We start from the raw sequence: 19,714 nt of genomic DNA, 5'->3' as shown, positions 1-19,714 counted from the left end.
CGCGGTGAGCAGCCTTAACTCCGCCCGTCGGCGCTGGCATCCACGCGCCCCCGCCTGGGGTGCGGCGATAGTCGCCGGGCTCGGCTGCGCGCTGCCGCTGCTGCTCGGGCTGGTGAGCGGTCACCCGGGCTTTCTCTGGGCCGCGCTCGGCGCTTTCCAGGCGGCACGCGCCAACCCGCTGCACCGCTTCGGCATGCCGCGCATGCTTTTGCTGATCAGCCTGGGCGCGTGCAGTTCCGGGTTGGGCCTGTGGGTTGCCGCGGACGCCAGCGCAAGTCTGCTGCTGTTCGCCGCCTGCGGCCTGTTGCTCGCCTGGCTGCAACGCTTCGGTGTGGAAGCCGGCAAGCTCGGGCTGGGCATCGCGATCTGCCTGTGCCTGGGCCAGAGCTACCAGGCCACCAGCGAGCTGCCGACACCCGCCGCCGTGGCTGCGCTGTTCTGCGTCGGCGGGCTCTGGGTTGCGCTGCTCGCCTTCGGCCTGCGCGGCGCGCACGGGCTGCGGATGTGGCCGTACATGCCGCGCCTGCGCAATCTGCTCAAGGTTCTGCGCAGGCACGCAGCGCGGCTGCCCCAGCGTGAGTGGCGACTGCACGCGCTCGGCTGCACCCTCGCCTTCGGTCTGGCCGGTGCAGCAGTGGTGCTGCTGGAACTGGAACATGGCTACTGGCTGACGCTGACGGTGCTCGGCAGTCTGCATCTGAAGGCCCGCGCCAGTCGCAGCAAGGCGGTGCAGGCCTGCAGCAGCAGTCTGGCGGTGGCAGCGCTGCTGGCATTGCTCGGACACAGCCTGCAGAACCCCGCCATCATGGTCGCTCTGGTGTTGCCGCTGATCATGCTCAGCCGCGCGATCCAGGCCAACAGCTATCGCCTGTTCATGCTGCAGAGCATCAGCCTCTGCCTGCTCCTGGCGGAAAGCCTCGCAGCGGACTGGACGCAGCTGGAACCTCGTCTGCTCGGCGGGCTCTACGGCTTCGCCCTGGCCCTGGCGATCGGACTGCTGGTCCGGCTGGCGGCGGAATATCGACTCGATCCGGCACATCCGCTCAAGGCGCCCCGCAAACGCAAGGACTGACGCAAGCAGCGGAGCAAATCGGCGCGCCCTTCACTATGCTTGCCAGGCCAGCACGGCCAGCCAGGGAGTGAAGCGCCATGCACCGACCCAGATCGCGCAGCGGACGCCGTTTCCCGCTGCATCTGCACATCAGCATGCTTTTCGCACTGCTGCTGATCTTTACCGGCATCACCCTGGGCCTGTTCAACTACCGGCAGGCTTCGCAGATCATCTACTCCAGCAGCGAGCAGCTGTTCCAGAGCGCCCGCCAGGATGTCGAGCGCGACATTCGCCACACCTATCAACCGATCCGCCAGTTGCTCGCGCTGCTGGCGCTCGACCCGGCCACCCAGGCGCGTGATCTCGACGCCCGCCTGGCACTGCTGCCGGTCTTCGCCCAGGCCCTGCGCGACAACCCGCGCCTGGCCTCACTCTATCTGGGCTATGAGGATGGCGATTTCTTCATGGTCCGGCCGTTGCGTTCCGACGCATTGCGCACGCGCTTCGACAGTGGCGAGCAAGCCGCTTTCCAGGTCTGGTCGATCGAGCGCGACGGCGAACGACTGAACGCACGCCACCTGTATTTCGATGCCCAGCTGCAGCCGCTAGGCCAGCGCACGCTGCCGGACGAGCGCTACGATCCGCGTACTCGCCCCTGGTTCAGCGAGGCGCAGGGGCAGACCCAACAGATCACCACCCTGCCCTATCTGTTTTTCTCCACCGACGAGATCGGCACTACTCTGGCCCGCCGCAGCGGCGCCACGGCGGTGCTGGCCGCAGACCTGACGCTCGCCGACCTCTCCGCGACCCTGGCGCGACACAAGATCACGCCTTCGACCGAAGTCGCCCTCTTCGATGCCCAGGGCAAAGCTGTCGCCTATCCGCATGGCGAACGCCTGATCGAGGTCAGCGAGGGCGTACAGCGCCAGGCCAGCGTGGCTGATCTGTCGCCGATATTCGCCACGTTGCTGGAGCAGGCCCCGGCAGCAGGCGGCAAAGGCCGCCTTCTGCTCGAGCGCAGGAACTGGATCGTTTCCCGCAGCCACATCGACGAGGGCGGCCCAAGCGGGCTGCAGCTGGCCCTGCTGGTACCCGAGGACGAACTGCTGGCCGACGCCTACCGCATCCGCTGGCAAGGCGCGCTGATCACACTGGGCATCCTGCTTCTCAGTCTGCCGGTTGGCTGGCTCAGCTCCAGAGTGGTGGCACGGCCACTGCGCGCGCTGGTCAAGGAGGCCGAAGCGATTCGCCGCTTCGACTTCGACTATCCGGCCCGTGGTCGCTCGCCCATTCTCGAACTGGATCAGTTGGCCCTGAGCATGGCGCACATGAAGAGCGCACTGGCCAGCTTCATCGAGATCAGCGCCAGCCTCTCCGCCGAACAGCAGTTCGACGCGCTGCTGGACAAGGTCCTGCGGGAAACCCTCGACATCAGCGAGGCCGACGGCGGGCTGCTCTACCTGATCGACGAGCGCAGCGGCTCGCTCGAGCCTCAGCAACTGATCATCGACGGCGCCACCCAGCAGGCGCAGGCCATGCCTGCCTACCCCGCCGACAGTACGCAACTGCCGGACTGGCTGCGCCAGGCTGCCGACGGCGATGCGGCGTTGAGCCTGAATCTGGGCTTCGAGCGCGCAGGCGAGTATCAGACGCTGCTGCACCGCCTCGACAGCCCGCGCATGCGCCTGGTCGCCTGCGGCCTGCACAATCGGCGCGGCGTCGCCGTCGGCGTTCTGGTGCTGTTTCAGCGCGACGCCGGCGAGGAGGACCAGAGCAGCCTGCTCCGTCCCGAGCGAATTGCACTGTGCCGAGCGATCTCCGGGGTCGCCGCGCTGTGCATCGACGGCCAGCGCCTGCTGCTCAACCAGAAGCAGTTGCTGGATGCCGTGATCCAGCTGATCGCCGGCGCGATCGATGCCAAGAGCCCCTATACCGGAGGACACTGCCAGCGAGTCCCTGAACTGACCCTGATGCTGGCCCAGGCCGCCGCTCGGGATGAGCAGCGTTTCGCCGACTTCCAGCCCTCTGCGGACGAGTGGGAGGCGCTGCATATCGCCTCCTGGCTGCACGACTGCGGCAAAGTCACCACGCCCGAATACGTGGTGGACAAGGCAACCAAGCTCGAGTGCATCACCGATCGCATCCATGAAATCCGCACTCGCTTCGAGGTACTCAAGCGCGATGCCTGGATCGACTACTGGCAGGGGCTGGCCGAAGGCGCCGACAGTGCCAGCCTGAGTCAGGCAAGGGATCGGCAGCTGGCGCAGCTCGACGATGACTTTACGTTCGTCGCGCGCTGCAACCTGGGCGCCGAACGTGTGGCTGCAGAAGATCTCGAGCGCCTGCGGCAGATTGCCGGACGCACCTGGTTGCGCACCCTGGATGACCGCATCGGCGTGTCCTGGGAGGAGGCCCAGCGCATGGCACGCACACCGGCGCCTGCGCTGCCGGTCGCCGAACCGCTGCTTGCCGACCGCCCTGAACACCTGGTCGAACGGCTGCCCGGCGAACGCCTGGAGGCGGACAACCCTTGGGGTTTCAACATGCGGGTACCGCAGTACCGCTTCAATCGTGGCGAGCTCTATAACCTGAGCGTGGCGCGCGGCACCCTTACAGAGGAAGAGCGCTACATCATCAATCACCACATGGTGCAGACCATTCGCATGCTCGCCCATCTGCCATTGCCGCCGCATCTGTCGCAGGTTCCCGAGATTGCCGGTGGGCATCACGAGAAGATGGATGGCAGCGGCTATCCGCGCGGCCTGACCGGCGAGCAGATGAGCCTGCCGGCGCGGATGATGGCCATCGCCGACATCTTCGAGGCGTTGACTGCCGCTGATCGCCCCTACAAGAAGGCCAAGCCGATTTCCGAAGCACTGACGATCATGGCCGACATGTGTCGCCACGCCCACGTCGATCCGCAGCTGTTCGAGCTGTTCGTGCGCGCAGGCGTCTACCGCGACTACGCCGAGCGATTCCTCGCGACGGAGCAGATCGATGCGGTAGATGAGGACAGAATTCTACAGACGGCGCTGGGCACGAGCGGCTGAGCGCTGGAGTGCACGGCGGGACAGTGACACCATCCCGCGGCGACTCGAAGATCAGCGACGACCGAAGGCTCGGCAGTCGCTGGCTCGGTCAGACTGCGCTGACCGGGTTTTCCGGATACCAGACATCCAGCAGGGGGCTGATGCTGGAGTCTTTCAGTTCGCTGCGAGCCTTGAGCCAGGTCTCGACCTGGGCGCGCTGCTCTTCGCTCACCGAGCCACGACGGCCCAGGCAGACGAAGCCGTAGTCTTCACCACCGACATAACCCAGGCCGTTGGCCTCGATCGCATCACGCAGGAAGGATTCGACGAAGGCATCCAGTTCAGCCTCGGAAAGCCCCTCGCGGAACTCGAAGGTCAGCTCGAAACCCAGTTCCTGGAACTCGTCGACACAGAGTTTCTTGCGCAGACGGCGGGAACGATTGGTAGCCATGCAGTGAGTCCTCGAAGTAATTAAGCGGCGCACTTTAGCAGCTTCGCTGCGCGGATGCCCGCGCCCACTGCGCCAGGCTTCCGACCAGTGGCGAAGATATCGGGCTGCCAGCGTCTGCGGCCTGGCCCGCAACGCCCCTGCCTTGCGGCATACTGCACCTATTTGCCGCCACCTTCCTGCCTTCACCAAGGGGTACACCAGATGATCGGAACCCTGCGCCACCTGAGTCTCGGTATCGCCTGTCTTTTTCTACCGGTAGCCCTGGCCACCGCCGCCACTCCACTACGTACCGTCGCACCAGAAGGCGTTCAGAAAGCCCTGCAGAACAACAAGCTGCCGACCAGTTCGCTGTCGCTCGCGCTCATACCACTGACCGGCCAGGGCGCCACGACGCTGGTCAACGCCGATGCCCAGGTCAACCCCGCATCGACCATGAAGCTGATCACCACCTACGCGGCACTGGAGCTGCTGGGGCCCAATCATCAGTGGAAAACCGAGTTCCATACGGACGGCCCGCTGCGCGACGGCACCCTGCACGGCAACCTGTATCTCAAGGGCGGCGGCGATCCGAAGCTGAACATGGAGAAGCTCTGGCTGCTGCTGCGTGACCTGCGCGCCAATGGCGTGACCACGGTGACCGGAGACCTGGTGCTGGATCGCAGCCATTTCCGCGCTCCGGATCTGCCCGAGTTCGATGACGACGGCGGCGACAAGAACAAGCCGTTCCTGGTTGCGCCCGACTCGCTGCTGGTCAACCTCAAGGCGGTGCGCTTCATCGCCCGCGCAGACTCCGGCAAGGCCCGGGTGGCGGCAGAGCCACCGATCGAAACCATCCGTATCGACAATCAGCTGCGCGTGCTCAAGGAAACCGGCAAGTGCCCGGCCTGGCCGGACGTGCGCTACAACCCGGTGGAGGAGTTCGACGGCGTTACCGTGGTGGTGACTGGTCAGCTCACCGAAGGCTGCAGTGCGCAGCGACGCCCACGCCGCCTGGCCTGCGCAGCGCTGTAGGTTGGCGCCGAGCACCGCGAGGCCCAACACGGGCTCACTCGCCAGCTCGAGGCGCTACGCTGGGCCTCGCAGCCCAGCCTACGCCAGGCCGATAGTGGGTGCCGGGCAGAACGCGCAATACCTGTTCGGATCAATCCGTCAGCGCGCACCGATCTTCCAGGCGCGATGGATCTTCGGGTTGCGTGCAAAGTCCGGATCCAGCGTCTGCGCACTGATCTCCTCGACCTGATAGCGCTCGGCCAGCCCGGCATCCAGCACGAACTTGCGGAAGTTGTTGGAGAAGTACAGCACCCCGCCTCTGGCCAGCCGCGCCATGGCGAGGTCGATCAGTTGCACGTGATCACGCTGCACATCGAACACGCCCTCCATGCGCTTGGAATTGGAGAAGGTCGGCGGGTCGATGAAGATCAGCTCGTACTCCTCACGATCGGCTGCCAGCCACTCCATCACGTCGCCCTGCTCCAGGCGGTGCTTCTCGGAAAAGCCGTTCAGCGCCAGATTGCGCCGTGCCCAGTCCAGGTAGGTCTTCGACAGGTCGACGCTGGTGGTGGCGCGCGCCCCACCCTTGGCCGCATGCACGCTGGCGGTGGCGGTATAGCAGTACAGATTGAGAAAGCGCTTGCCGGCCGCCTCCTGCTGGATGCGCAGACGCAACGGGCGATGGTCGAGAAACAGGCCGGTATCCAGATAATCGGTGAGGTTTACCAGCAGCCGGACGCCCCCTTCGCTGACTTCCATGAACTGACCCTGCTGATCCTGGCGCTCGTACTGCTTCTTCCCGGCCTGACGCTCGCGCCGCTTGATCACCACCCGCGAGGGATCGATGGCCAGCGCCTGCGGGATTGCCGCGAGCGCATCGAGCAAACGTACCTGAGCCTTTTCCGGGTCGATCGAACGCGGCGCCGCATATTCCTGTACGTGCACCCAGTCGCCATAGATGTCCACCGCCAGGGCATACTCGGGCATATCCGCGTCGTACAGCCGGTAACATTCGATGCCGGCCTTCTTCGCCCACTTGCCGAGGGTCTTGAGGTTCTTCTGCAGGCGGTTGGCGAACATCTGCCCGCCCTCGGACAGACGCGGCGCCTCGACGCGCACCGAGGGCGGTCGCTCGACCAGCTTGCCGCCGATGTTGCGCACCTGCGGCGCGGCCTCGACTGCCGGCGCGGCCCGCCGCTCGGTGACGAACTGCTCGGGCAACACTTTGATCAGCAACAGCTTGCAGGCCAGCGCGCCGTTCCAGAAGGCGTACTGCTTGTGGCTGCGCAAACCCATGCGCTTGCCCAGATCGGGGGCGCCGGTGAAGATCGCCGCCTCCCAGTTCAAGCAACTCTGGCGCAGACGCTCGCCCAGATGCTGATAGAGATACAGCAGGCTGGCTTCATCACCCAGACGCTCGCCATACGGCGGATTGCAGATCACCAGACCGGTCTGGTTCTGATCCGGGCGTGGTTCGAAGGTCGCAAGCTCCCCCTGGTAGATCTTCACCCAGTGGCTGACGCCGGCGCGTTCGATGTTGTTGCGCGCAGGCTGGATAAGCCGCGGATCGGCCTCGTAGCCGCGAATCCACAACGGCGGACGCGCCAGGCCCGCCTCGGCGCGCTGTTCGGCGTCGGCATGCAGACGCGTCCAGAGTGCCGGCACGTGGCCGAGCCAGGCAGAAAAACCCCAGTGCTCGCGCTTGAGGTTGGGCGCCACATCGGCCGCCATCAGCGCCGCCTCGATGAGGAAGGTGCCTACCCCGCACATCGGGTCGGCCAAAGCGCCACCTTCGGCGGCGATCCGCGGCCAGCCGGCGCGGATCAGCAGCGCAGCGGCGAGGTTTTCCTTGAGCGGTGCCGCGCCCTGCTGCAGGCGATAACCGCGCTGGTGCAGGCTGTGGCCGGACAGGTCGAGGGAAAGGATCGCCTGCCCCTTGTCCAGGCGCAGATGCACGCGCACATCGGGGCTGATCTTCTCCACCGAGGGGCGCACGCCATCGGCCGTGCGCAGGGCATCGACAATGGCGTCCTTGACCTTGAGCGCACCGAAGTGGGTGTTGTCGATGCCCGAGCCGTGCCCGGAAAACTCCACCGCCAGGGAGCCCTCGGCGCGCAGATGCTGGCTCCAGTCGACCGCTCGCACCCCGTCGTAAAGGCTTTGCGCATCGCTCACCGGGAATCGCGCAAGCACCAGCAGGACGCGGTTGGCCAGGCGCGACCACAGGCACAGGCGATAGCCGATCTCCAGCGTGCCCTCACCACGGATCGCCGAGGTGTGGCTGCGCGCCTGCTCCAGGCCAAGCCGGGTGGCTTCTTCCAGAAGCATGTCCTCGAGGCCCTTGGGGCAGGTCAGGAAAAACTCGTAGCGATCCGACATGGGACTCCAGCAACCTTCAGAAAGGGATAAATGCGACCAGAAGTCGCGACCAGCAATTTGAAAACAATTATATGTACCGCCGACCTGCTGCGAGCGTCCGCCAGGACCCCGTGTCGGAAAGAGGCTGCAGGCCGCGACTGGCAAGGCCTTGGGAAAAACCTGCGAATGATGCGACTCGTTCGTTATGGGAGGCCGACTGTAAAGCGTTACGTCCTTATGACAAAACGGTCGTTCACAGGCCCGCCTTCATTCGTTAGAACTCCATACAGGCATCATCGCAACGATGACGCCGGAACCCGCAACGCCGGCAACGGGTTCCACCGGCAGCCAAGGCAGCCAGCCTCCCTCGGAGGCAAACGGGACATAACAGTCACAGTGAGGGCAATACCTTATGAGAAGACTCAAGCGTGATCCGTTGGAAAAAGCTTTCATGCGCGGTTATCAATATGGCATTCACGGAAAATCTCGCGATCTTTGTCCGTTCACTCTTCCTTCCGTACGTCAGGCCTGGCTCAACGGCTGGCGTGAAGGCCGTGGAGACAACTGGGACGGACTCACCGGCACCGCCGGCATTCACCGACTGAACCAACTTTCCGCCGTCGGCTGACCCGAGGCTCTACACTCCCCCAATTCCTGTTTTTCCAGCACGCCCCATCCGGGCGGCGGGCGCAAGCCCAGGGCTCCTTCGGGAGCCCTTTTAGTTTCCCCGCAGCGCCTCAGCGGCGCGGCAGTGCAGCGATCGCATCGACCGACTCGCGAATCAGCGCCGGCCCCTTGTAGATGAAACCCGAGTAGATCTGCACCAGGCTCGCGCCCGCCGCTATCTTCTCGGCGGCATGGCGGCCCTCGGTGATACCGCCCGCGGCGATGATCGGCAACCGGCCCTTGAGCTCCTCGGCGAGCACGCGAACGATGTGGGTGCTCTTCTCGCGCACCGGAGCCCCGGAGAGCCCGCCGGCTTCGTCGCCATGCGCCAGCGTCTCCACACCGTCGCGAGTGAGCGTGGTATTGGTCGCGATGACCGCATCCATGCCGGCCTGTACCAGGGCATCGGCGACCAGCACGGTTTCCTCGTCGGACATGTCCGGAGCAATCTTGATCGCCAGTGGCACGCGCCGGCCGTGCTCGCGGGTCAGGTCTTCCTGACGCAGACGCAGCGCTTCGAGCAACTGCTTGAGCGAATCACCAAACTGCAGGCTGCGCAGACCGGGCGTATTGGGTGAGCTGACATTGACGGTGACGTAACTGGCATGGGCGTAAACCTTGTCGAGGCAGATGAGATAGTCATCCACCGCGCGCTCGACCGGGGTGTCGAAATTCTTGCCGATGTTGATACCGAGTACGCCACGGTAGCGCGCCGCGCGAACGTTCTCGACCAGCGCGTCGACACCGCGATTGTTGAAGCCCATGCGATTGATGATCGCCTCGGCTTCCGGTAGACGGAACAATCGCGGCTTGGGGTTGCCCGGTTGCGGCCTGGGCGTGACGGTGCCGATCTCGATGGAGCCGAAGCCAAGCTGACCGAAACCGTCGATGGCCGCGCCGTTCTTGTCCAGACCGGCCGCCAGCCCCACCGGATTGGGAAACTCGAGGCCCATCACACTGACCGGCAAGGCCACCGGCGCCTTGCACAGCATGCCGGCCAGACCGAGGCGCCCGGCGGCGCCGATCAGATCGATGGACAGATCGTGGGAGGTTTCCGGAGACAGCTTGAACAGCAGGTCGCGGGCCAGTGAATACATGGGCAGCTCGTAGGGATGCGGGCGGGGGCGAGAGTATAGCCGCGCGCGCAGGCACCTTGCGAGGCGACTCAGGGCAGTCTGCGCAACTCCAGCAGCTCGCCGCTGTCTGTGAACTCCAATCGGAAACTCCCGTGCACGCCATCGTGGGCGAGGAACGGGCGCAGATGTCGGGCTGGCAGGCTGACCCTGCGGCCATCACGACTGAACACCAATACCCGGTCCGCGCGCCCCTGATAGACGGCGAGCAACTTTTCCGCGGATAGGGCAATATCCAGCACCAGGCTGGGCATGGAGGCTTCCTCATCAATGAACACGGCAATTCTGCCACAGGCATCTTCTGTTCAAGACAAATGCCGCGCACGTTGCCATGCGGGCACGCCGTGCATCCTCCGCCCGCCTCTGCCACACTGGCACAGTGCCCCCGGAGCCAGCAAAAGGCCATGAGCCAGCTCGAGCATACGCCACGTCCAGTCTCTCGCCTGAGCGCTCTTGCCCAGCGCCTCGGCCTGGCCGGCCGCAGCAGTCGCCGCATCCTCGAACAGGCCAGCCAGCTGCGCCTGCCGTTTCGCTATCTGCCGCTGCCCTCGCCGAGCATCTGGTGGCGCTCGGGCCCACCACTGCACCGCCTGCCGGAGTTGCCCCGCGATGCCCTGTCAGGGCCGGTCCAGGAGGACAAGGCCGACGCCCATGCCATGCTGGTGAGAATCGTCGAGCATCGGCAGGAGATCGTTGACGACCTCGACCTGCGGCGCATCGACGGCCTGCTTGGCGGCGATGACGAACCCAGCTCGGTGCTCGACCTCGAGTCCTACGCCGGACAATGCCGCAACGTGCGCATCATCAGCTACAAGGACTTCCTCAAGACCCTCGACCTTGCCCTGCCCCTGCGCGATGCCGCCCACCCGCTGCTGCTGCGTCAGGCCAGCTGGCGTGGCGAACGACTGTTCTGGGCCGGCGAACAGCATGCTGGCGAGATGGCCTGCGCCATCGTCTATGCGCGCCGCCGTGGTCTGGAAATCCCCCTGCCGGCGCAGATCGATCGCTACCAGCTCAGCGCCCAGGGGCTGGATGAGCTGCAGCGGCGTTTCCACACGCTGGCAATGCCGGTAGAGGCCTGGAGCGACCCGGCCTTCATGGGCCTGTTGCTGGACAACCGCCTGCCCTACTCGCGCCTGACCCTGCTGCGCGCGCAGGACGCTCCCGAGTTCCTCCTGCTGCCCAAGCACAATACCGACGCCTGCGCCCTTGGCGAGGGCCTGCGGATTGCCGGCGCTACCGACCTGGCTGACGGGCTGCGCCGACTGCTGGACTAGGTCTGTCGCCAGCCCGAGTCCGCTGCGAGCCGCGTTACGCAAAAGCGACAAGTCCCCTAATCAAACCCTGCTTTTTTTCGTGAACCGCCGCGCATCCGCGCGCGGATTTTCTGCTGCAGGTCAAGACTCTCGACCGATAAGTCATTCTACGGCTGACGAGTTCGAATTTTCCCTTTAGTCTCTGGAACCAGGGAGAGCCCTGAGGCTGCCCGTCGCACTTAAACAACAACAACCGGCGCAGTCAGACCGGACCGGACGCAACCGCACGCAGGCAACGAGGCAAAGACGACCCTTCGCCTTTTGCCCCATCTGCGGCTCCAGCGCCGAATCACGTCGAACCCATCCAGCCGGGCAGTGGCCCTGCGGCACGATCGACGTTTTCCTTGTTACCGGGGCATTCAGGAAGGAAAGCAGATGAAACAACTCACCCCTATGGACTCACACTTCTTCTACTTCGAAACGCCGAACCAGCCGATGGTCATCGGTAGTCTCTGGCTCTGCGACCAGAGCGCGGCGCCCAACGGCATCGTCAGGCACAAGGAAATCCTGCAGTACATAGGCGACCGTCTGAACACCACACCGATGTTCCGCCGCCGCCTGGCTCAGGCGCCGCTGCGCCTGGACGACCCCTACTGGCTGGAAGATGAGAGTTTCGACCTGGAGTACCACGTGCGCCATGTCGGCCTGCCGCAGCCGGGTGACTGGCGGCAGCTGTGCATCTTCACCGCACGCACCATGTCACGGACCATCGACATGGATCGCGCGCCTTGGGAGATCTACATCATCGAGGGGCTGAACAACGTCAAGGGCGTACCGCCGAACAGCTTTGCCGTGCTGATCCGCTTCCACCACGCCTACGTCGACGGCAAGTCCAGCCTCGAACTGAGCACGGCGCTGATGGAGGAAACACCCAATCACGAATTCGGCAGACGCGACAACGTCGAGTATGTCGAGCGCCTCCCCACTCCCCTGGAGATGTGGGCCCGCACCACTCCGCGCATGATCAGCCAGTCGCTGCGAAGCCTGAAGGCCGGCCTCACGGTCGCGCAGAAGAGCGTGCAGCTGCTGTCACACCTGCGCAGCGACGCGCGCCCAGAGCAGCGCCGCGTACCCCAGACGATCTTCAATACCGCAGTAAGCCCGCATCGCTCCTACGGCGGCCATGTCTGGCAGCTCGGCGAGCTCAAGCGTATCCGCCAGATCTATCCGAGCGCTTCACTGAACGACGTCATCATCTGCGTCATCGCTGGCGGCATGCGGCGCTACCTGATCAAGCACAACAAGTTGCCGGTCGAAGGCTCGCTGGTATCGATGTGTCCGGTGTCGTTACGCGCGGAGGAGGCTAAGAAGGACGGCGGCAACCTGATCTCGGCCATGTATATCGCCATCGGCACCGATATCGAGGACCCACTCGCACGTCTGGAGGCGGTCAACCGACGCACCAAACGTGGCATTCCGCTAGCCAAGGATGTGCTCTACGGCCTGAGCAACTCGGCCGGCGAACTGGTTCCGCCGTACATGCGCTCGCTGGCCACCTGGGCCCAGACCAAGACCCGCTTCTACAGCAAGTTTCCGCTGATCAACACCATCATCACCAACGTGCCGGGCATCCCGGGCAAGATCACCCGGTATTTCGCCGGAGCGCCCATCGTGTCGATCTTCCCGCTGGTGCCGGTTTCCGATGGCATGGGCATCAGCCACGGAATCACCGGCATCTACGAGAATCTCAATCTGGGGGTGCTCGCCGACCGCAAGGTCGTGCCGGACATGGACTTCTACATCGGCTGCATCGAGGCATCGACCCAGGAGTACCTGAAGCTTGCCGCACAGTTCGAGGCGAGCCAGGCGGAGCAGGCCCAGACCCAGAGCAGCGAACCGGAGAATCTGCCTGCGCCAGCGGCGGTCGAGCCGGCTTCAGCAACCACCGAGCCGGCCCGGACGGAAGCCGAGCAACCCAAACCCGCCGCGAAGCGCAGCCGCAAGAGCCCGACGAACAAGGCGACAATCGAAAGTCGCGGATAACAGCGAGGGGCTCGCCCCCTCCATCTGCATGAAATGAGGTACTGAAAATGGTATTAGCGCGACTTCAATCACGGCAGATTCTGAAGAAAATGGATGCCGCCGAGACCTACGAGCAGTGGACGGAGCTCGCCTCCGCCTACGATCATGAGAATGGTCTGGACGACTGGAAAAGCGCGGATGCCTCCAAGAGCTACGACTACCGTGCGATCCGCCAGCGCCTCGACCTGATCCGCGACCTGCGTTTTCGCCAGGACTACCACCAGTTGCTGTTCACCCTCAACGAGGGCGTGCACGGCAACCTTGGTGGCATGGGCAAGCCGGCGCTGTACAACAAGGCCAAGCTGGGCACCAAGAACCTCATCCACCAGTTCGTCCGCGAGGTGTGCGGCGCGCTGCATGACATCGACGAGGTGGACGAGTCGATCATCCCGCTGGCCGAGAAGGAAGACTTCTTCGTCCGCGCAGGCCACTGCTACGGTCGCTCCGCGCTGATGCTCAGCGGCGGCGCGGTGCTGGGTTTCTTCCATGCCGGCGTGGTCAAGGCGCTGTTCGAGCAGGGACTGCTGCCGGACATCATCTCCGGCTCCAGCGCCGGCTCGATCATTGCGGCGACCACCTGTACCCATACCGACGAGGAGCTGGAGCACCGCCTGAGCATCGACAATCTGCACCACGAGGTCGACAAGTCGTCCGGGGTGCAGCCCTCGCTGTCACCCTTCGCCAGCCGCAACCAGCCGATGGATGCCGACAACCTGCGCAGCTATCTGGAAAAGATCATCCCCGACATGACCTTCCAGGAAGCGTTCGAGCTGACCGGGCGCAAGCTCAACATCACCGTCACCGGACTCTCGCCGAAACAGGCGCCGCGACTGCTCAACGCCACCACCTCGCCGAACGTGCTGATTCGTCCGGCGGTAATGGCCTCCTGCGCGATCTATGGCGTCTACCCGCCGGTGACGCTGATGTGTCGCAACGCCAAGGGCGAGACGGTGCCCTACCTGCCTGATCTGCGCTGGATCGACGGCTCCTTCGTCGACGACCTGCCAGCCAAGCGCCTGACCCGCCTGTATGGCGTCAATCACTTCATCGCCAGCATGACCAACCCGGCGGCTCTGGCCATCACCCCGGACCCGGACACCCCCGGCAACATCTTCCGTCAGGCGTTCAACTACCAGAGCCGGATCGTCAAGAACGTCACCACCGAGATGCTCAAGATCAGCCGCGACAATCTGCGCTTCAAGTCGCCGGCGCTGAACATGCTGCAGCACCTGAGCTACGGCGTACTCGCCCAGGACTACACCGCGGACATCAACATCTTCCTGCGCAACCGCTGGAACCACCCGCTGCAGTTGCTGGCCGCGCCTTCGCGTCAGGCCATGCTGCGCCTGATCCGCGAAGGCGAGGTGTCGACCTGGGAGCGCATAGAGATGGTCCGCAACTGCACCATGATCAGCCGCACCCTCGACGAGATCCTCCACCGCCGCGGTTGGGAGAAGTAGCCAGCGAGACGATGGCGCCCGGCTTCACCTTGCAACCGGAAGGCTCAGCGACGCACTGTCGACACGCAGGGACAGTCCAGGCGTCAACGGCGCCACCGACACGGACCGTTGGGCCTGGCGGCCCAACCTACGACCGCAACCCGTAGGTTGGCGCCGAGCAACGCGAGGCCCAACATGTCTGGTGATTGCGTAACGCCAATCATGAAGCAGAGGCAACGCTCAGCCCGGCGTACGCCCCTCGCAGAGGGCAGCGCTCTGCGCCAGGTCGAGCAGCTCGCGATTGGCCACTGCGTACATCGCATAATCGGTACCGCTTGCTGAACGCAGCTCCGAGAGCATCCCGCGCCAGCGCTCGACCAGTTGTGTCTGCTGCTCCAGCCACAAGGCCAGGCGTGCCTCGATGTCGGCCGCAGCCAGCATGCGCAGGATGGAGACGGTGATGGCCCGCTGCTGCCACTCCAGATCGTCGCGATAGGCCTCGCGTGCCAGCGCCTGCCAGTTGTTCTCGACGGCCAGCGAAGTGATCTGCTGGTGGTACCAGTTCAGGTCCAGCGCGCTGCCCACGGCGAAGTAGGCGGCCGCGACCTCCAGTGGCTCGCAGCCGGTGGTATCCGCAGCATCGATCACCGCCAGCAGGGTGTACAGATGACTGGCACCGGCGACCATCCGCGCCAGGCTCTCCGGCACCCCGGCCTCGACATAGCCCTGGTAGCGCGCCAGCCACTGTTCCCGCGGCGGCCCTTCGAGCAGCTCGTCGAGGCGTTCGCCCAGGCTCGCCACATGCGGCGCGAAATGGGCCATCGCCCGCGCCGCATCCAGTGGTTCGCTACGGCGGTTGCGCAGGAACCAGCGGGTGGCGCGGCGTCCCAGGCGCATCAGTTCTTCCATCAGGCCCAGCTGCAGGTCGGCCGGCAGCTGGTAATCGAGTGTTTCGATCTGTGCCCACCAGTACGGCAGGCGGAACAGATCGCGAACCACGACGTAGGCATGGGCGATGGCCGCCTCGCCCATGCCGGTCGACTCCTTGAGCCGCTGCACGAAAGTGATGCCCATGTGATTGACCAGGTCGTTGGCCAACTGGGTGGCGATGATCTCGCGGCGCAGACGATGCCGACGCATGGCTGCCCGTTGCTGCTTCGCCAGCCGCGGCGGGAACGCCGTTTCCATTTCCGCCGCCAGATAGGCGTCGTCGGGCAGCGCCGAGCGCAGCAGAGCCACCTTCAGATCGATCTTGCTGTAGGAGATCAGTACCGACAGCTCCGGACGGGTAAGCCCGTGGCCGTTGGCGGCGCGCTCGGCCAGGGCCTCGTCGCCTGGCAGGAATTCAAGTGCCCGGTCCAGCCCGCCACTGGCCTCGAGCGCCGCGATCAGGCGCTTGTACTCGCCCTGACGCTCGCGCGCGCGACGCTCGGCAATCGACAGCGCCTGAGTCTGCTTGTAGTTGTTGGCCAGGACCAGAGTCGAGACTTCATCGGTCATCGCCGCCAGCAACTGATTGCGCTGCTTGAGCGTCATGTCGCCGCTGGCAACCACCTCGTTGAGCAGGATCTTGATGTTGACCTCGTGGTCCGAGCAGTCGACGCCACCGGCGTTGTCGATGAAATCGGTATTGCTGGCGCCGCCGGACAGCGCGTACTCCACGCGCCCAAGCTGGGTCATGCCGAGGTTGCCGCCTTCGCCGATGACCCTGGCGCGCACCTCGCTGCCGTTGACCCGCAGTGCATCGTTGGCCTTGTCGCCGACGTCCGCGTGCGACTCGCCGCTGGCCTTGATGTAGGTGCCGATGCCCCCGTTCCAGAGCAGATCGACCGGCGCGCGCAACAGCGCGCTGATCAGCTCGGTCGGGGTCAGCTGAGCAGCGGCGATGTCGAAACGCTCGCGCATCTGCGCGCTGATCTCGACGCGCTTGGCGCTGCGCTCGAACACCCCGCCACCCGCGGAGATCAGGCTGGCATCGTAGTCGCGCCAGCTCGAGCGCGGCAGATCGAACAGCCGCCGGCGTTCGGCGAAGCTGCGCGCCGGGTCCGGATCAGGGTCGATGAAGATGTGCTGATGGTTGAAGGCCGCCACCAGGCGCACGCTCTGCGACAGCAGCAGGCCATTGCCGAAGACGTCGCCGGCCATGTCGCCGATGCCGATCACCGTCACCGGGTCGCGCTGCACATCGATGCCGCGCTCGCGGAAATGCCGCTGCACCGAAACCCAGCCACCGCGCGCGGTGATGCCCATCTTCTTGTGGTCGTAACCGGCCGACCCGCCGGAGGCGAAGGCATCGCCAAGCCAGAAGTCGTATTCGCTGGCGATGCCGTTGGCGATGTCGGAGAAGCTCGCCGTACCCTTGTCGGCGGCGACCACCAGGTAGGGATCGTCCTCGTCGTGGCGAACCACCCCGCTGGGCGGCAACACCTTGCCTTCCCTGAGGTTGTCGGTGATGTCCAGCAGGCCGCTGACGAATATCCGGTAGCAGGCGATCGCCTCGGCCTGGATCTCGTCACGCGAGCCGCCCGCCGGCAGGCGTCGCGGCACGAAGCCGCCCTTGGCGCCGACCGGCACGATGACCGCGTTCTTCACCTGCTGCGCCTTGACCAGGCCGAGCACCTCGGTGCGGAAATCCTCCTCGCGGTCGGACCAGCGCAAGCCGCCGCGGGCGACCTTGCCGCCGCGCAGATGCACGCCTTCGACCCGTGGCGAGTAGACGAATATCTCGTAGCGCGGCACCGGGCGCGGCATCTCCGGAATCTGCCGGGGGTCGAACTTGAAGCTGAAGTAGCTCTTCAGTCTGCCCGCCTCGTCCGGCTGATAGAAATTGCTGCGCAGGGTTGCCTTGATCAGGTCCAGATAACGCCGCAGGATGCGGTCCTCGTTGAGTACCGCGACCTTGTCCAGGGCGGCAAGAATCGCCTGTTCCAGACGCTGTTGCTTGTCTTGCAGATCCTCGGCCGACAGCTTGCGCGCAAGGTAGAAGCGGGTGCGAAAAAGGCGCACCAGCTCACGGGCGATATCGACATGATTGAGCAGTGCGCTGGCGATGTAGCCCAGGTCGAAGCCCAGGCGAATCTGCTTCAGATAGCGCGCGTAGGCGCGCAGCAGCGCCACGTCGCGCCAGTGCATGCTGGCAGTCAGCACCAGGCGGTTGAAGGCGTCGTTCTCGGCCTCAGCGCCGACGATGCGGATGAACGCCTCCTGCAGGGTGTCGTTGAGCTGCTGCAGGTCCAGCTCCAGGCCTTCGGCATGGGTGAAGGCGAAGTCGTGGATCCAGAATTCGCGGCCATCGACACGCCGCAGGCGGAAGGGAAACTCGCCCAGCACGCGCAGACCGAGGTTCTCCAGAATCGGCAGCACATCGGATAGCGCCAGAGGCGAGTCGGCGTGGTAGAGCTTGCAGTGCAGACGCCGACTCTCCTGGCTGAGCGGCTGGTAGAAGCTCATCACCAGGCGATGCTCATCGTCGAGGCTGCCCAGGTGCTGCATGTCGACCACCGCCGAATGCGCGGCGAAACGCTCGCTGTAGCCGGCCGGGAAGCCCTGCGGAAACTCGCCGAGCAGCTGCGTGCCACGGGCCTCGCCGAAGCGCTCGACGATCAGGCTGGCGTAGTCGTCCTGCCACGAGCGGCAGGCCTGCGCCACTTCCTGCTGCAGCAGCGCAGCATCGATCTGCAACGGCGTGGCCGGGTCCACCGGCAGAATGAACTGCACCCGCGCCAGCACCGATTCGGAAAAGTAGGTCCAGAACTCGCAGTCGCTGGCACCCAGGCGGGCCATGAGGATCTGCTGGATCTTCAACCGGGTCTCGGTCGAGTAGAGGTCACGCGGCACGTAGGCCAGGCAGTAGACGAAACGTCCGTAGGGGTCCTTGCGCAGGAACAGCCGCAGCAGATTGCGTTCCTGGATCTGCAGGATGCTGGTGACGGTCTGGAACAGCTCGTCGAGCGGCGTCTGGAACAGGTCGTCACGCGGCAGCACCTCGAGAATCTGCTCGAGCTCGCGGGCCAGATGCCCGGAGGCATCGAAACCTGCGCGCTGGATGATCTGTTCGACCTTGCCGCGAATGAAGGGAATGCTGCGCACGCTGTCGATGTACACCCGCGAGGTGTACAGCCCCATGAAGCGGTATTCGCGTCGCACCTGGCCCTGCTCGTCGAGCTCGCGCAGCGAGACGAAATCCGGGTAGGCCGGGCGATGCACCCGACTGGGCTGGCCGGCCTTGGCGAACGACAGCCCCAGTGGCTCACGCAGGTAGCTGTTGGCCAGTGGGTCGATGCGTCGTTCGCTCTCCGGCAGATCGCCGCGCAGCCGCCGCGACAGGCCCAGCAACGAGTCCTGGCGGTACTCGATCAGCGTGCCCTGCTCGTCCTCGCGCAGCTCGAATTCCTCGTAGCCGAGGAAGGTGAAGTGATCATCCAGCAGCCAGTCGAGGAAGGCGCGCACCTCCTGCACCGCGGCATCTTCGACCGTCGCTGGCAGGCGCTCGCGATGGGCGCGCAACTGCTCGCGCATCGGCGCGAAGTCGGCCACCACCAGGCGCACCTCGTCGAGCACCTCGCGCAGCGCACGCTCCAGCGCATGCAGCGCCGCACCTGGCGCGCAGCGGTCGATTTCCAGGTAGATCAGCGCTTCGCGCGAGGCCTCCGGCCGGGGTTCCTCGAGCAGTTCCAGCAGATTGCCGGCGGCGTCGCGCTGCACGCTCAGCACGCTGCTCTGCAGGGTGTGGATGGAGTGCCCCTGGCGCTTGAGCTCGATGCGTACCGAGTCGACCAGGAAGGGCATGTCCGGGTGGAGGATTTCCACCACGCTGTGCACCGACTGCCAGCCGTTGCGCTCGTAGTCCGGGTTGTAGACCCGCACCTGCGGCTGGTCGGCAAGGAAGTGCTGCAGCAGTCGCCAGGCCGACAGGGTGCAGCCGAGCAGATCGGCTCGGCGCCGCTGGCGCAGCTCGTCGAGCGGCGCCATGCCGTGGAAGCGAGCTGCGAAACGGGCCAGCCCCTGACGCGCCGGAACCTCGACCTGGGCTTCCAGCGCGGCCTGCAACTGTTGCAGAAACTCGGCCTTGCTGGTGGCTGTGAAGAACTCCATGACTGACTCCGTTCGGCGAAGGGGAAAAGGCGCGGCGCCGGCGCAGGGCGTCGGCGGCAGAATACTCGACAGGCCGCGCATTGCTGATGTTCAACGTTAGTCTAGGTAGCCTCTCTTGCATTAAAGTGTCGCGATCCGAAAAAGTCGCCGCATGCACGGCGACAC

The 19,714-nt window shown here is 65.1% G+C and carries 11 protein-coding genes and 1 pseudogene; 7 read left to right on the top strand and 5 right to left on the bottom strand.

Going from position 1 to position 19,714, the window contains the following annotated elements; all coding sequences use genetic code 11:
- Positions 1-4: 4 nt before the first annotated feature.
- Entirely contained in the window at positions 5-1,072 is a 1,068-nt protein-coding gene (locus tag DBO85_RS08245; RefSeq protein WP_233356574.1) for an FUSC family protein, read from the top strand.
- Between the two features lie 77 nt (positions 1,073-1,149).
- Positions 1,150-4,101 carry an HD domain-containing phosphohydrolase gene (locus DBO85_RS08240; RefSeq protein WP_108106785.1) on the top strand — a complete coding sequence of 984 codons (2,952 nt, stop codon included), beginning with the start codon at positions 1,150-1,152 and terminating at the stop codon, positions 4,099-4,101.
- Positions 4,102-4,189: 88 nt separating this feature from the next.
- Here the strand turns inward: DBO85_RS08240 and DBO85_RS08235 are convergent, their stop codons facing one another.
- Complete coding sequence (locus DBO85_RS08235) at positions 4,190-4,531, bottom strand: YggL 50S ribosome-binding family protein (RefSeq protein WP_108106784.1); 342 nt, start codon at positions 4,529-4,531, stop codon at positions 4,190-4,192.
- A 201-nt stretch (positions 4,532-4,732) separates the two neighbouring features.
- Here DBO85_RS08235 and DBO85_RS08230 point away from each other — a divergent pair.
- Positions 4,733-5,506 (top strand): annotated as a pseudogene (locus tag DBO85_RS08230) (D-alanyl-D-alanine carboxypeptidase/D-alanyl-D-alanine-endopeptidase); the annotation flags it as partial.
- 174 nt (positions 5,507-5,680) lie between these two features.
- Here DBO85_RS08230 and rlmKL read toward each other — a convergent pair.
- Positions 5,681-7,900, bottom strand: coding sequence for a bifunctional 23S rRNA (guanine(2069)-N(7))-methyltransferase RlmK/23S rRNA (guanine(2445)-N(2))-methyltransferase RlmL (gene rlmKL, locus DBO85_RS08225; protein WP_108106782.1), 2,220 nt, complete (start codon positions 7,898-7,900; stop codon positions 5,681-5,683).
- A 391-nt stretch (positions 7,901-8,291) separates the two neighbouring features.
- Here rlmKL and rmf point away from each other — a divergent pair, with 391 nt between their 5' ends.
- Positions 8,292-8,507: a ribosome modulation factor gene (rmf, locus tag DBO85_RS08220; protein ID WP_108106781.1), complete on the top strand. Its 216-nt coding sequence runs from the start codon at positions 8,292-8,294 to the stop codon at positions 8,505-8,507.
- 109 nt (positions 8,508-8,616) lie between these two features.
- On the opposite strand, the gene DBO85_RS08215 is transcribed toward rmf, so the two are convergent.
- A complete protein-coding gene (locus tag DBO85_RS08215) occupies positions 8,617-9,642 on the bottom strand; it encodes a quinone-dependent dihydroorotate dehydrogenase (RefSeq protein ID WP_108106780.1) in 1,026 nt (341 codons plus the stop codon).
- Between the two features lie 68 nt (positions 9,643-9,710).
- The gene (locus DBO85_RS08210) at positions 9,711-9,932 is read right to left on the bottom strand and encodes a DUF2835 domain-containing protein (RefSeq protein ID WP_108106779.1); all 222 of its coding nucleotides are present in this window, start codon (positions 9,930-9,932) and stop codon (positions 9,711-9,713) included.
- A gap of 150 nt (positions 9,933-10,082) precedes the next feature.
- Between DBO85_RS08210 and DBO85_RS08205 the strand changes: the two genes are divergently transcribed.
- From DBO85_RS08205 to DBO85_RS08195, 3 genes are all read left to right on the top strand, one after another.
- Complete coding sequence (locus DBO85_RS08205; protein WP_108106778.1) at positions 10,083-10,955, top strand: DUF6685 family protein; 873 nt, start codon at positions 10,083-10,085, stop codon at positions 10,953-10,955.
- A 414-nt stretch (positions 10,956-11,369) separates the two neighbouring features.
- Positions 11,370-12,977, top strand: a complete 1,608-nt coding sequence (locus tag DBO85_RS08200; protein WP_108106777.1) for a wax ester/triacylglycerol synthase family O-acyltransferase — start codon at positions 11,370-11,372, stop codon at positions 12,975-12,977.
- 47 nt (positions 12,978-13,024) lie between these two features.
- Positions 13,025-14,476, top strand: coding sequence for a DUF3336 domain-containing protein (locus DBO85_RS08195; RefSeq protein ID WP_108106776.1), 1,452 nt, complete (start codon positions 13,025-13,027; stop codon positions 14,474-14,476).
- 219 nt (positions 14,477-14,695) lie between these two features.
- On the opposite strand, the gene DBO85_RS08190 is transcribed toward DBO85_RS08195, so the two are convergent.
- Positions 14,696-19,549, bottom strand: coding sequence for an NAD-glutamate dehydrogenase (locus DBO85_RS08190; protein ID WP_108106775.1), 4,854 nt, complete (start codon positions 19,547-19,549; stop codon positions 14,696-14,698).
- Between the last annotated feature and the right edge of the window lie 165 nt (positions 19,550-19,714).

The organism is Pseudomonas mangrovi (assembly GCF_003052585.1).
Lineage (GTDB): Bacteria > Pseudomonadota > Gammaproteobacteria > Pseudomonadales > Pseudomonadaceae > Aquipseudomonas > Aquipseudomonas mangrovi.
This window is presented reverse-complemented; position numbering and strand designations above follow the sequence as displayed.

Bases quoted from the DNA above. Each gene is read 5' to 3' on its own strand.
- DBO85_RS08240 (WP_108106785.1), top strand. From the start codon at position 1,150: ATGCACCGACCCAGATCGCGCAGCGGACGCCGTTTCCCGCTGCATCTG.
- DBO85_RS08235 (WP_108106784.1), bottom strand. From the start codon at position 4,531: ATGGCTACCAATCGTTCCCGCCGTCTGCGCAAGAAACTCTGTGTCGAC.
- rlmKL (WP_108106782.1), bottom strand. From the start codon at position 7,900: ATGTCGGATCGCTACGAGTTTTTCCTGACCTGCCCCAAGGGCCTCGAG.
- rmf (WP_108106781.1), top strand. From the start codon at position 8,292: ATGAGAAGACTCAAGCGTGATCCGTTGGAAAAAGCTTTCATGCGCGGT.
- DBO85_RS08215 (WP_108106780.1), bottom strand. From the start codon at position 9,642: ATGTATTCACTGGCCCGCGACCTGCTGTTCAAGCTGTCTCCGGAAACC.
- DBO85_RS08210 (WP_108106779.1), bottom strand. From the start codon at position 9,932: ATGCCCAGCCTGGTGCTGGATATTGCCCTATCCGCGGAAAAGTTGCTC.
- DBO85_RS08205 (WP_108106778.1), top strand. From the start codon at position 10,083: ATGAGCCAGCTCGAGCATACGCCACGTCCAGTCTCTCGCCTGAGCGCT.
- DBO85_RS08200 (WP_108106777.1), top strand. From the start codon at position 11,370: ATGAAACAACTCACCCCTATGGACTCACACTTCTTCTACTTCGAAACG.
- DBO85_RS08195 (WP_108106776.1), top strand. From the start codon at position 13,025: ATGGTATTAGCGCGACTTCAATCACGGCAGATTCTGAAGAAAATGGAT.
- DBO85_RS08190 (WP_108106775.1), bottom strand. From the start codon at position 19,549: ATGGAGTTCTTCACAGCCACCAGCAAGGCCGAGTTTCTGCAACAGTTG.